12 protein-coding genes are annotated in these 11,270 nt (G+C 61.6%); 3 read left to right on the forward strand and 9 right to left on the reverse strand.

The features are described 5' to 3' along the window. Positions 1 to 130 precede the first annotated feature (130 nt). Entirely contained in the window at positions 131 to 1,162 is a 1,032-nt protein-coding gene (apbE, locus tag ACJ8PN_RS20255) for an FAD:protein FMN transferase ApbE (protein ID WP_171454465.1), read from the forward strand. Between the two features lie 51 nt (positions 1,163 to 1,213). On the opposite strand, the gene ACJ8PN_RS20260 is transcribed toward apbE, so the two are convergent. Together ACJ8PN_RS20260 and fabB are read right to left on the reverse strand one after the other, a co-directional pair. Next, positions 1,214 to 1,435, reverse strand: a complete 222-nt coding sequence (locus ACJ8PN_RS20260) for a hypothetical protein (protein ID WP_004936201.1) — start codon at positions 1,433 to 1,435, stop codon at positions 1,214 to 1,216. Positions 1,436 to 1,647: 212 nt separating this feature from the next. After that, positions 1,648 to 2,868: a beta-ketoacyl-ACP synthase I gene (fabB, locus tag ACJ8PN_RS20265; RefSeq protein ID WP_004936203.1), complete on the reverse strand. Its 1,221-nt coding sequence runs from the start codon at positions 2,866 to 2,868 to the stop codon at positions 1,648 to 1,650. Between the two features lie 170 nt (positions 2,869 to 3,038). Here fabB and mnmC point away from each other — a divergent pair, with 170 nt between their 5' ends. Further along, entirely contained in the window at positions 3,039 to 5,060 is a 2,022-nt protein-coding gene (gene mnmC, locus ACJ8PN_RS20270; protein WP_171454466.1) for a bifunctional tRNA (5-methylaminomethyl-2-thiouridine)(34)-methyltransferase MnmD/FAD-dependent 5-carboxymethylaminomethyl-2-thiouridine(34) oxidoreductase MnmC, read from the forward strand. 40 nt (positions 5,061 to 5,100) lie between these two features. On the opposite strand, the gene ACJ8PN_RS20275 is transcribed toward mnmC, so the two are convergent. From ACJ8PN_RS20275 to prmB, 6 genes are all read right to left on the reverse strand, one after another. Further along, positions 5,101 to 5,382 (reverse strand): YfcL family protein, encoded by a 282-nt coding sequence (locus tag ACJ8PN_RS20275; RefSeq protein WP_004936209.1) that lies wholly within the window; start codon positions 5,380 to 5,382, stop codon positions 5,101 to 5,103. Between the two features lie 32 nt (positions 5,383 to 5,414). Next, a complete protein-coding gene (locus ACJ8PN_RS20280) occupies positions 5,415 to 5,972 on the reverse strand; it encodes an elongation factor P hydroxylase (protein ID WP_015378615.1) in 558 nt (185 codons plus the stop codon). Between the two features lie 80 nt (positions 5,973 to 6,052). After that, entirely contained in the window at positions 6,053 to 6,859 is an 807-nt protein-coding gene (locus tag ACJ8PN_RS20285; RefSeq protein ID WP_015378616.1) for a sulfite exporter TauE/SafE family protein, read from the reverse strand. 3 nt (positions 6,860 to 6,862) lie between these two features. Beyond that, entirely contained in the window at positions 6,863 to 7,690 is an 828-nt protein-coding gene (gene mepA / locus ACJ8PN_RS20290) for a penicillin-insensitive murein endopeptidase (RefSeq protein ID WP_442535178.1), read from the reverse strand. A gap of 5 nt (positions 7,691 to 7,695) precedes the next feature. Continuing rightward, on the reverse strand, positions 7,696 to 8,781 hold the full coding sequence (aroC, locus tag ACJ8PN_RS20295; RefSeq protein ID WP_004936219.1) for a chorismate synthase: 1,086 nt from the start codon (positions 8,779 to 8,781) through the stop codon (positions 7,696 to 7,698). Between the two features lie 65 nt (positions 8,782 to 8,846). Next, a complete protein-coding gene (gene prmB / locus ACJ8PN_RS20300) occupies positions 8,847 to 9,779 on the reverse strand; it encodes a 50S ribosomal protein L3 N(5)-glutamine methyltransferase (protein WP_015378618.1) in 933 nt (310 codons plus the stop codon). A 170-nt stretch (positions 9,780 to 9,949) separates the two neighbouring features. On the opposite strand from prmB, the gene smrB reads away from it, so the two are divergent. Further along, a complete protein-coding gene (smrB, locus tag ACJ8PN_RS20305; protein WP_442535179.1) occupies positions 9,950 to 10,480 on the forward strand; it encodes an endonuclease SmrB in 531 nt (176 codons plus the stop codon). A 69-nt stretch (positions 10,481 to 10,549) separates the two neighbouring features. Here smrB and sixA read toward each other — a convergent pair whose 3' ends face one another. Beyond that, on the reverse strand, positions 10,550 to 11,032 hold the full coding sequence (sixA, locus tag ACJ8PN_RS20310; RefSeq protein WP_004936230.1) for a phosphohistidine phosphatase SixA: 483 nt from the start codon (positions 11,030 to 11,032) through the stop codon (positions 10,550 to 10,552). Positions 11,033 to 11,270: the final 238 nt, after the last annotated feature.

Below are 11,270 nucleotides of genomic sequence, written 5' to 3' on the forward strand. Positions count from 1 at the left end.
AAAAGAATGGGCAGACGTTAGCTCAGACGCGGCTTCAGCGCCAGCAAAATGCTATTTTACCTTTATCCGCTTTCCATTTGCCGCGCTTTACTTTATTTGTAGCGGCTTTCACGGTTTCAAAGGACATGTTATGGCTTCCCTGTTCGCCAAAGGAGCGCTGTTGAGCGCCTTATGCGCCCTGCTCGCCGCCTGCGACGACGCCTCCTCCCGCCCGCAAATCGATATTGACGGCAAAACCATGGGCACTTTCTACAGCGTAAAAGTCAGCGGTGACGTCGCGATCGGCAAACAAGAATTGCAGCGGCAGATCGACACGGTGCTCGAACGGGCCAACGACGACATCTCGACCTACCGCGCCGATTCGGTGCTGTCGAGGTTTAACCGCAATGTCAGCCTCGAACCGCAGCCTATCCCGCGCGGCATGGCGGACATCGTATTGATGGCTCAGCGCATCGGCCGCGATACCGGCGGCGCCATGGACATCACCGTCGGCCCCTTGGTGAACCTGTGGGGGTTCGGTCCCGACAAACATCCGGTCAAGGTGCCGGAACAGGCGCAGATCGACGCGGCAAAGCAGCGCACCGGCCTGCAGCACCTGAAGCTGATCAGCGACAACCGCGGGGAGTGGCTGCAAAAAGATCTGCCGGGCATGTATGTCGATCTCTCGACGCTGGGCGAAGGCTATGGCGCCGATGAGTTGGTGCGCCTGATGAACCGTCACGGCATTACCAACTACCTGGTATCGGTCGGTGGTGCGGTCTCTTCACGTGGCGTCAACGGCCAGGGCAAGCCCTGGCGGGTGGCGATCCAAAAGCCGACCGATCGTGAAAATGCGGTACAAGCGCTGGTGGATCTGCACGGTTACGGCATCAGCACCGCCGGCAGCTACCGCAACTACTTTGAACAAAACGGCCAGCGCTACTCCCATGTCATCGATCCGACCACCGGCAAGCCGATCAACCACCGGCTGGTTTCCGCCACGGTGATCGCCCCGACCGCGCTCGAGGCCGACGGCTGGGATACCGGTTTGATGGTGCTGGGCCCGGAGAAAGCGTTGCAGCTCGCAGAAGAGAAAGGGCTGGCGGTATACCTGATCAGTAAAACCGACGACGGTTTCAGCGCCGTGATGACGCCGCAGTTCAAAGCGTTTTTGGTGCAGTGAGATAAAAAAGCCCGGCGCGCAATGGCCGGGCTTATTCCTGTTCCGCGCCGATCACTTGGTCAGCGCGATGATGCCGAGGGTCAGACCGGCAACCGCCGCCGCGCCGCCGGCGATCGCGCCCGCGGTTTCCCAGTTATCCTGAGTGGTGCCCTTCATGCAGGTGTTGGTGTGCACCAGACGCCCCTGGTCATCATAGACCGGCACGCAGGGAGAATCGGTGGCGCATCCGGCCAACACGGCCGACAGTAACCCAACCGCAATTAACTTTTTCATACTTCTTGCCTCAATGTTCGATCACTTTAGAAAGCTACGCCGAGCGATAATCACGCTACCAGGCTATTGTATGCCCAACGCGTGTAATGGCGAGGTAATGATGTGTCAGGGGATGTGATTTGGGAAAACTCCGAGCGCCCGTCAAGTGGGCTTAGGGCAGTAAAAAGCCCGCGAAAACGCGGGCTTGATGGCGAGGTGAAGCTTAGGCGGAATTATTTCGCCAGTTTGCGCATCACCAGCGTGGCGTTGGTGCCGCCGAAGCCGAAGCTGTTGGACATCACGGTGGTCAGCTCGCGCTGAGTCGGCTGGGTCACGATGTTCATGCCAACCGCCTGTTCATCCAGGGTTTCGATGTTGATGCTCGGTGCGATAAAGCCGTGCTCCAGCATCAACAGGCTGTAGATCGCTTCCTGCACGCCCGCGGCGCCCAGCGAGTGGCCGGTCATCGCCTTGGTGGAGGAGATGGCCGGGGTATTGTCGCCGAACACTTCGCGAATGGCGCCCAGCTCTTTCACGTCGCCCACCGGTGTGGAGGTGCCGTGCACGTTGATGTAGTCGATCGGCGCGTCCAGATCCTGCATCGCCATCTTCATGCAGCGCACTGCGCCTTCACCCGAAGGGGCAACCATGTCGGCGCCGTCAGACGTTGCGCCGTAGCCGACGATTTCTGCGTAGATATGCGCACCGCGCGCCAGCGCGTGCTCCAGTTCTTCAACCACCACCATGCCGCCGCCGCCGGCGATGACGAAACCGTCACGATCGGCGTCGTAGGTGCGGGAGGCTTTTTCCGGCGTGTCGTTGTACTTGGTGGACAGCGCGCCCATCGCATCGAACTCGCAGGCCATTTCCCAGCACAGCTCTTCGCCGCCGCCGGCGAACACGATGTCCTGTTTGCCCAGCTGGATTTGCTCAACAGCGTTGCCGATGCAGTGTGCGGAGGTCGCGCAAGCGGAGCTGATGGAGTAGTTCACGCCGTGGATTTTGAATGGCGTCGCCAGGCAGGCGGAAACGCCGGAAGCCATGGCTTTGGTGACCACATACGGGCCAACCGCTTTCAAGCCACGCGGGCTGCGCATCGCATCGGCGCCGAACACCTGGAAGCGCGGAGAACCGCCGCCGGAACCGGCGATCAGGCCTACGCGCGGGTTGTTTTGATACTCTTCTTCCTTCAAACCGGAAGACGCGATCGCTTCTTGCATCGCCAGGAAGGCATAAATGGAAGCATCGCTCATGAAACGCACCGCCTTGCGGTCGATCAGGCCGGTAGTGTCGAGCTTAACTTGCCCCCATACGTGACTACGCATGCCGGAATCTTTCAGCTCCTGGGAGAAAGTGATCCCAGAACGTCCTTCCTGCAGGCTTGCCAGGACCTCCTGCTGGTTATTACCAATGCTGGAGACAACTCCCAGGCCAGTAATCACTGCACGTTTCATTCAATACCTCTTCCACTATTTACCTACGGGATTTTGCATCGCACTTTAGCGTACAGATGTAAGCCGAACAAGTCCGATCAGCGTTTTTCAGCTTTATTGTCGTCCAGTTTGCGCCGGGGCGCCAGCGCCGTTAGAATTCGCGGCACCCCTTGAATTTCGAGCCATTGACCGTGAACCACGCCCCCATCCAAACCGCAACGCTAACCTGGAACGAACAGGGTACACCTGTTTCGAAACAGTTTGATGACGTCTATTTTTCCAATCAGGATGGGCTGGAAGAAACCCGCTACGTCTTCCTGCACGGCAATCGGCTGCCGCAGCGTTTCGCCGCACACCCGCGCTCGCTGTTTGTCGTGGCGGAAACCGGGTTCGGCACCGGGCTCAATTTCCTCACGCTGTGGCAGGCCTTCGCCGGCTTCCGCCAGGCCGAGCCGGACGCGACGCTGCAGCGCCTGCACTTTATCAGCTTCGAAAAATTTCCCCTGCAGCAGGCTGACCTGGCGGCGGCGCATGCGCGCTGGCCGGAGCTGGCGCCTTACGCCGACGAGCTGCGCGCCCAATGGCCGCTGCCGTTGCCGGGGTGCCATCGCCTGCTGTTGGCCGAAGGCCGCATTACGCTCGATCTGTGGTTCGGCGACGTCAACGATCTGCTGCCGCAGTTTGACGCCAGCATGAATAACCAGGTGGATGCCTGGTTCCTCGACGGTTTCGCGCCGGCAAAAAACCCCGACATGTGGACCGATCAACTGTTCGCAGCCATGGCGCGTTTCGCCCGGCCGGGAGGCAGCTTCGCCACCTTTACCGCCGCCGGCTTCGTGCGCCGCGGCTTGCAACAGGCCGGTTTTCAGGTCAACCGCTGCAAAGGCTTCGGCCAAAAGCGTGAAATGCTCGCCGGTGAGCTCCCGGCCGATGCGCAGCCCGCCGCACACCCAGCGCCCTGGTATCGACGCCCGGCGGCGGACAACACCGCCGACGTCGCCCTGATCGGCGGCGGCGTCGCCAGCGCGCTCACTGCGCTGGCCTTGCTGCGGCGCGGCGCCACCGTCACGCTGTACTGCGCCGATGAGCAGGCGGCCGAAGGCGCATCCGGCAACCGCCAGGGCGCGATTTATCCTTTGCTGAACGGTAGCGGCGACGCGCTGGAGAGTTTCTTCAGCACCGCGTTTCCCTTCGCCCGCCGACAATACGATGCCCTGTTGCAACAAGGCGTCGCCTTTGATCACCAGTGGTGCGGCGTCAGCCAGTTGGCCTATGACGAAAAGAGCGGCGCCAAGATCGCCAATATGCTGAAAACCGACTGGCCGCAGGCCTTGGCGACGGCGGCCGACCGCGAGACGCTCAGCGATCGGTGCGGCGTCGATACCGGCTTTGGCGGCATCACCTACCCGCTAGGCGGCTGGCTGTGCCCGGCCGAGCTGACGCGCGGCGCTATCGCGCTGGCGCAGCGTCAGGGCTTGGTCTGCCACTACCGGCACGATGCACAGAGGCTGACGCAGGAAGAAAACGGCTGGCGCATCGATTTCGCCAACGGCGACAGCCGGCGCCATGCGACGGTGATCCTGGCCAACGGCCACCGGTTGGCCGAACTGGCGCCGACGGAAGCCCTGCCGCTGTATTCGGTACGTGGGCAGGTGTCGCATATCCCAAGCTCGCCGGCCCTCGGTCAATTGAAACAGGTCTTGTGCTACGACGGCTACCTGACGCCGGTTAATGCCAACAACGGCCAGCACTGCATCGGCGCCAGCTATCAGCGCGGCGACACCGCCACCGACTACCGCGAGCAGGAACAGCAAGAGAACCGCGAGCGTCTGCTGCGCTGTCTGCCGGAGCAGGCCTGGCCGCAGCAGGTGGACGTCAGCGCTCATCAGGCGCGCTGCGGCGTGCGCAGCGCCACCCGCGATCATCTGCCGATGGTCGGCGCGCTGCCGGACTATCAGGCCACGCTGGCGCAGTATCAGGATTTGCAGCGGCAGAACCAGCGCGGCGAAACCGTCGCCGATGCACCGGTCTATCCCGGCCTGTTCGCTATCGGCGGGTTGGGATCGCGCGGGCTGTGTTCGGCGCCCCTGGCGGCAGAAATTTTGGCGGCGCAGCTGTTCGGCGAGCCGTTGCCGGGCGATGCGCGCCTGCTGGCGGCGTTGAATCCGAATCGGATGTGGGTGCGGAAATTGCTGAAAGGACGTGCGGTTTAATCAACCTTGAGGGGCGCGGCGACGCGCCCCGGCATGACGATCAGGCGGCAGGGGTTGCAGCCTGATAGAGGTTTTCCCACATGCCGCGCACCAGGATCTGATCCGGCGGCGAGAGTTCCCCGGCGGCGATCGCTTTGTGCAGGCTCTCCTCCACCCGCGCTTTCAGCGCTGCGGCGGTGTGTTCGCCCTGCTCTTCCGCTTCGGCCACCGCCAGCGTCAGATGACCGCGCAGGTAGCCACCGGCAAACAGTTCATCATCGCTGGCGTGCTCTACCATGTCATCAATCAGCGCCAAAATGCGCGCTTCAAATTCTGCGATCATCAAATTTCCTCATTAAATAACGGGCTGTGGCGTCAGTTGAGATCTTCCGGATACGGAAAGTGCTCGGCCGCCAACGGTGGCGTATTGTAGAACGATTGCAGCGCCTGAATAAAGCGCGCAGGCCTTGTGGGTATTCCCTGCTCCAGCAGCGCCAATACCCGGGCGCGCACCTTGCGTTGGAACGCGATGCGATCCGGCTCGCAGTCGCCGTTCAGGTTGTCGCAGCTGACGTTGAACGGGAAACCGGCCGCCACGCAGAACATCCATTCCAGTGCCTGCGGTTTGATCTCCACGGCTTCGAATTCGCTCTGGGTCTGCGCGTCGCGCCCGTCCGGGCAATACCAATAACCGAAGTCCACCAATTGACGGCGCGCTTCACCGGCGATGCACCAGTGCGAGATTTCGTGCAGGCCGCTGGCGTAGAAACCGTGGGCGAACACGATGCGGTGATACGGCAGTTCATCGTCGGCCGGCAGGTAAATGGGTTCGTCGTCGCCCTTCACCAGGCGGGTGTTGTAGTCATCGCTGAAGCAGCGATTGAAGATCGCGATCAACTGCTCATAGTGATGACGGGTCTGCGTGTCTGACATAAAAATTCTATAACCACAAAAATAAAGAGGCCATTATACCCGATAAGACAGGGCGCGTAAGCAGCGCACCCACTTCATCTTTAACCGTGCAAGAAGGCGGACAGCCACTGCTGAATCTCTGCGCCGTGATTGTCGTAAAGCAGCTTGAGGCTCATCACCAGTGAGACGATCACGATCATCGGTCGAATCAGTTTCTGCCCGCGGGTCAGCACCATGTGCGCGCCCAAACGCGCCCCCAGCACCTGCCCCACCAGCATCACCAGACCGATGCTCCACACCACCTTGCCGCCGATGATGAACAGCGCCAACCCGCCGACGTTAGAGGTAAAGTTCAGCACTTTGGCGTGCGCCGTAGACTTGGCGAGGTTGAAACCGCACAGCGTCACGTAGGCCAGCGCGTAGAATGAGCCGGCGCCGGGGCCGAAGAAACCGTCGTAAAACCCGACGCAGCCGCCGGCCACCAGCCCGAACGGCAAGGCGCCGAGGCGGCGTTGACGATCTTCCTCACCCAGGCGCGGCATCAGCAGGAAGTAGAGACCGATGCCGATCACCAGCAGCGGCAACATCTGCCGCAGCACATCGGCGCGCATATGCTGCACCAGAATGGCGCCGGCGATCGAGCCGATCAGCGTCAGAAAAATCGTCAGCTTCTGGTCGTTGAGGTTCACCGCGCGCCGACGAATGAAGTACAGACTGGCGGAGAAGGAGCCGCCGACCGACTGCAGCTTATTGGTCGCCAGCGCCTGCGCCGGGGGAACCCCCACCGCCAGCAGGGCCGGCACCGTCAGCAACCCGCCGCCGCCGGCGATGGAGTCGATAAACCCCGCCAGCAGCGCTACCGCAAACAACACCCCGAGCATCTCGGGGCCAATGACGAACCAGTCCATGAGTTATTCCGCTGAGAAATGGTGATCCAGCAATGCCTGACAGGTCGGCGGTAACGGCGGTGGCACGGATTTGCCCGGCTTCGCGTTAGGCTGATGCGGCACGAACCAGCTCGCCAGTTCGGCGCCGCAGCCGTCGCCCGGCGGCGGCGTATCCTGCTCCTGGCACTCCAGGCTGCCGGCCGGGCAACGCAGGCGCACGTGCATGTGCGCACGGTGGCCGAACCACGGCCGCACCTTGTGCAACCAGGCGCGATCGGCCCCGGCGTCCAGACACAGACGCTGCTTGATCGCCGGATTGACGAAGATACGCGTCACCTCCGCATCCTGCGCCGCCAGCTTGATCAGCGACTCAATTTGCGGTTGCCATTGGCTCGCCACCACCTGCTTGCCGTCGCCAGACACCAGGTCGATCGGCTGCGGCTTGAGCAATTGCTGCGCGCTCCAGCGCTGGCGCGGCAGCTGCAGCCAGATGTCGACGTCGAGCCCCGACTGGTGGCTGGCGTGGCCGCTGCTGAAGCGCCCGCCGGCCGGCATCGCCATGTCGCCGATCAGCACCGTGCCCAGCGCTTTCTGACTCGCCTGGCTGCTGAGGCGCTGAATGAACGCCAGCAGATCCGGGTGGCCGAAATAGCGGCGCTGGTCGGTACGCATCACCTGATAATCCGGTGAATTCAGCGGCAACGGCTGCGCGCCGATGACGCAGCCGTTGGCGAAACCACCCACCGCCTGCGGCGCGCCGGCCACCGGATGATCGATTTTCTGCCACGGCGTCAGCGCCATGGCGGAGGCGGAGGCCGTCAGGGCCAACAGGCCCAACATCCAGTTTTTCATGGCGATTACCAGCGCGGTACGTCGGAAACCACATCACCGTTTTGCGCGCGCTGGCGCAGCAGGTGATCCATCAACACGATCGCCATCATCGCTTCGGCGATCGGCACGGCGCGGATGCCCACGCACGGATCGTGGCGACCGCGGGTGACCATTTCCACCGCTTCGCCCTGGCGATTGATAGTGCGCCCCGGCACCATGATGCTGGAGGTCGGCTTCAGCGCCAGATGCGCAATCACCGGTTGGCCGCTGCTGATGCCGCCGAGAATGCCGCCGGCATGGTTGCTTTGGAAGCCTTCCGGGGTGATTTCATCGCGGTTTTCGCTGCCGCGTTTGGTCACCACGGCGAACCCGTCGCCGATCTCCACGCCTTTCACCGCGTTGATGCTCATCAGCGCGTGCGCCAGATCGGCATCGAGGCGGTCAAACACCGGCTCACCCAGGCCAACCGGCACGTTTTCAGCAATCACGCTGACCTTGGCGCCGATAGAGTCACCCTCTTTTTTCAGCGCGCGCATCAGTTCGTCCAGCGCTTCCAGCTTGTCCGGATCCGGGCAGAAGAACGGGTTCTGTTCGACCTGATCCCAGTCTTTCAGCTCACAGGTCACGTCGCCGATCTGCGCCAGATAGCCGCGCACCTGCACGCCGAACTTCTGCTGCAGGTATTTCTTGGCGATAGCACCCGCCGCGACGCGCATGGCGGTTTCACGCGCCGAAGAGCGGCCGCCGCCGCGATAGTCGCGCAGACCGTATTTCTGTTCGTAGGTGTAGTCGGCATGCCCTGGACGGAACACGTCTTTGATGGCGCTGTAGTCTTGCGAGCGCTGATCGGTGTTTTCAATGATCAGACCGATGCTGGTGCCGGTGGTCACGCCTTCGAATACGCCGGAGAGAATGCGCACCTGATCCGGTTCACGGCGCTGGGTGGTGTAACGCGAGGTGCCCGGACGACGGCGGTCCAGATCGTGTTGCAAATCGGCTTCGGTGAGCGGGATGCCGGGCGGCACGCCGTCGACGATACAACCCAGCGCCACCCCGTGAGATTCACCGAAGGTGGTGACGCGGAAAATCTGCCCAATACTGTTTCCTGCCATCACGGCTCCTTACCGTTAGTCTTTTATCGTTATGAGGCCCGCCATGCGGGCCTTGGAAATGCGGCTTAGCTGCGATAGAGGCTGAAGTGTTCCTTGCAATCCACCAGCTGCTGCTTGGTCAGCATGAACACGCCGTCGCCGCCGTTTTCGAATTCCAGCCAGGTGAACGGGATGTCCGGATATTGTTCCATCAGATGTACCATGCTGTTGCCCACTTCACAAATCAGCACGCCGTCGTCGGTCAGGTAGTCCGGCGCGCAGGCCAGAATGCGGCGCACCAGCTTCAGGCCATCGCTGCCCGCCGCCAGGCCCAGTTCCGGCTCGAAGCGGAACTCCTGCGGCAGATCCGACATGTCTTCCGCATCGACGTACGGCGGGTTGGTAACGATCAGATCGTACTGGATCGCGGGAACGTCGCGGAACAGATCGGAACGGATCGGGATCACCTGATGTTCGACGCCGTGCGCCTGAATATTGCGCTCGGTTACCGCCAGCACGTCGCTGGAGATGTCCACCGCGTCCACTTCCGCTTCCGGGAAAGCGTAGCCGCAGGCGATGGCGATGCAGCCGCTGCCGGTGCACATGTCGAGGATATGGCGCGGCGGGTGCGGGATCAGCGCGCTGAAACGATCGTTGATCAGCTCGCCGATCGGTGAACGCGGCACCAGCACGCGCTCGTCGACGTAAAATTCCATGCCGCAGAACCAGGCCTTGTTGGTCAGGTAGGCGACCGGGATACGTTCGTTGACGCGGCGGATCACGCGCTCAACGATGCGATGGCGCTCGCTGGAAGTCAGACGGGCGGTGTGCATGTCCTCCGGAATGTCCAACGGCAGGAACAGGCTTGGCAGCACCAATTGCACCGCTTCGTCCCACGGATTATCGGTTCCGTGACCATAATAGATATTGGCGGCGTTGAAGCGGCTTACCGTCCAGCGCAGCATATCTTGAATGGTGTGCAGTTCGTTCACTGCTTCGTCGACGAAAATTTTGTCCAATTTGCCCTCCGGCAGGCGCTGTGTTTCATGATTTAGCCGCATAGTTTGCCATGAAGCCCGCGACAAATCACGCTTGCCCCTCGCGCTTTTCACTCTGGCCCGAGTTTTGCGTCGACAGCGCTCATTCACAAGGTAAACTAGCGAAATAAACGATTTCCGGTGAATGAAGCATGAAGAACAAGCCCCCTCTGAGCAAAGACGAACAACAGCTCTTCAGAGAGTCGGTGGCGGGCGCGAAAAAGCTGCGCCAGGACACCATCGTCCACCGCCCGCCGAAGCCCAAGGTCAAACAGATTGCGCCGCAGAGGCTGCTGCAGGAGCAGGTCGATGCCAGCTATTATTTTTCAGATGAATACCAGCCGCAGCTGGAAGAGGAAGGCCCGACGCGCTACGTGCGCCCCGGCAGCAGCCCGTATGAGCTGAAGAAGCTGCGGCGCGGCGATTATTCGCCGGAGCTGTTTCTGGATTTGCACGGCCTGATCCAGCTGCAGGCCAAGCAGGAACTGGGGGCGCTGATCGCCGCCTGCAAACGCGAGCACGTGCACTGCGCCTGTGTGATGCACGGGCACGGCAAACACATCCTCAAACAGCAAACGCCGCTGTGGCTGGCGCAGCACCCCGACGTGCTGGCGTTCCACCAGGCGCCGAAGGAATGGGGTGGCAACGCCGCCATCCTGCTGTTGGTGGAGCTGGCCGAGTAGCCCCCTACAGAAACGACTCAGGGCGATGTCAGACATCGCCCTGAGTTTATTCCGCACCGCATCCGCGGTTCACACTTTGGCCATCACCTGCGATGGGCTGACCTGCCATTCAAACTTGCCGTAGCTGCCGTCCGCCGGCAGATCGACGTTGGCAATCGCCGAGGTCGCGAACATCGGCGGGCACTCGCCCGGGCACAGTTCGGCCACCAGATACCCCACCAGCGGCAGGTGCGACACGATCAGCACCGAGCTCACCCCTTGCATCGCCAGCGCCTGCAGATAGCTGCCGACCTGTTCGGCGTTGCCGCCCGGCGTCAGCTCGGGCAGCACTTCTTCGCCCTCCGGCAGCGTCAAGGCTTCACGCACCGTCGCCAGCGTCTGTTCGGCCCGCAGATAGGGGCTGACCAGCACGCGTTCAATATCCACAGACTTGGTGTTCAACCAGGCCGCCATCTGACGGGACTCGTCGCGGCCGCACAGGGTAAGGGGCCTTACCGCATCGCTGGCTGCCTCGAGCGCCGCCTCTCCGTGACGCATAATCAAAACTTGCATATTGCACCGCTGTTGTTGACAAAGTAACGCTATACAGAAACGCCGTGCGTGCTGTACCGCCGAGTTTTCCAACCCAAAGCCAAAGCTTTAAAACGATAACGCGCCGTCTCTTTATGGCGGCCGGGCATTTTGCCTGAAAGTTTGCCTAAAGAAAACGCTGTTTTTTACAGCAACCCTCCCCGGGCAAACCTCGATTGCTCACAGAACAATCAATTCAACGGGTTAAATTTTAACCTTG

Source organism: Serratia sp. CY76391 (assembly GCF_052166695.1).
Classification (GTDB): domain Bacteria; phylum Pseudomonadota; class Gammaproteobacteria; order Enterobacterales; family Enterobacteriaceae; genus Serratia; species Serratia nematodiphila.

What these genes read in the sequence shown, in the direction of transcription:
- ACJ8PN_RS20260 (WP_004936201.1), bottom strand. Translation starts at nt 1,435, where the DNA reads ATGAAAAAGTTAATTGCGGTTGGGTTACTGTCGGCCGTGTTGGCCGGA.
- aroC (WP_004936219.1), bottom strand. Translation starts at nt 8,781, where the DNA reads ATGGCAGGAAACAGTATTGGGCAGATTTTCCGCGTCACCACCTTCGGT.
- ACJ8PN_RS20285 (WP_015378616.1), bottom strand. Translation starts at nt 6,859, where the DNA reads ATGGACTGGTTCGTCATTGGCCCCGAGATGCTCGGGGTGTTGTTTGCG.
- ACJ8PN_RS20275 (WP_004936209.1), bottom strand. Translation starts at nt 5,382, where the DNA reads ATGATCGCAGAATTTGAAGCGCGCATTTTGGCGCTGATTGATGACATG.
- sixA (WP_004936230.1), bottom strand. Translation starts at nt 11,032, where the DNA reads ATGCAAGTTTTGATTATGCGTCACGGAGAGGCGGCGCTCGAGGCAGCC.
- smrB (WP_442535179.1), top strand. Translation starts at nt 9,950, where the DNA reads ATGAAGAACAAGCCCCCTCTGAGCAAAGACGAACAACAGCTCTTCAGA.
- fabB (WP_004936203.1), bottom strand. Translation starts at nt 2,868, where the DNA reads ATGAAACGTGCAGTGATTACTGGCCTGGGAGTTGTCTCCAGCATTGGT.
- mepA (WP_442535178.1), bottom strand. Translation starts at nt 7,690, where the DNA reads ATGAAAAACTGGATGTTGGGCCTGTTGGCCCTGACGGCCTCCGCCTCC.
- apbE (WP_171454465.1), top strand. Translation starts at nt 131, where the DNA reads ATGGCTTCCCTGTTCGCCAAAGGAGCGCTGTTGAGCGCCTTATGCGCC.
- ACJ8PN_RS20280 (WP_015378615.1), bottom strand. Translation starts at nt 5,972, where the DNA reads ATGTCAGACACGCAGACCCGTCATCACTATGAGCAGTTGATCGCGATC.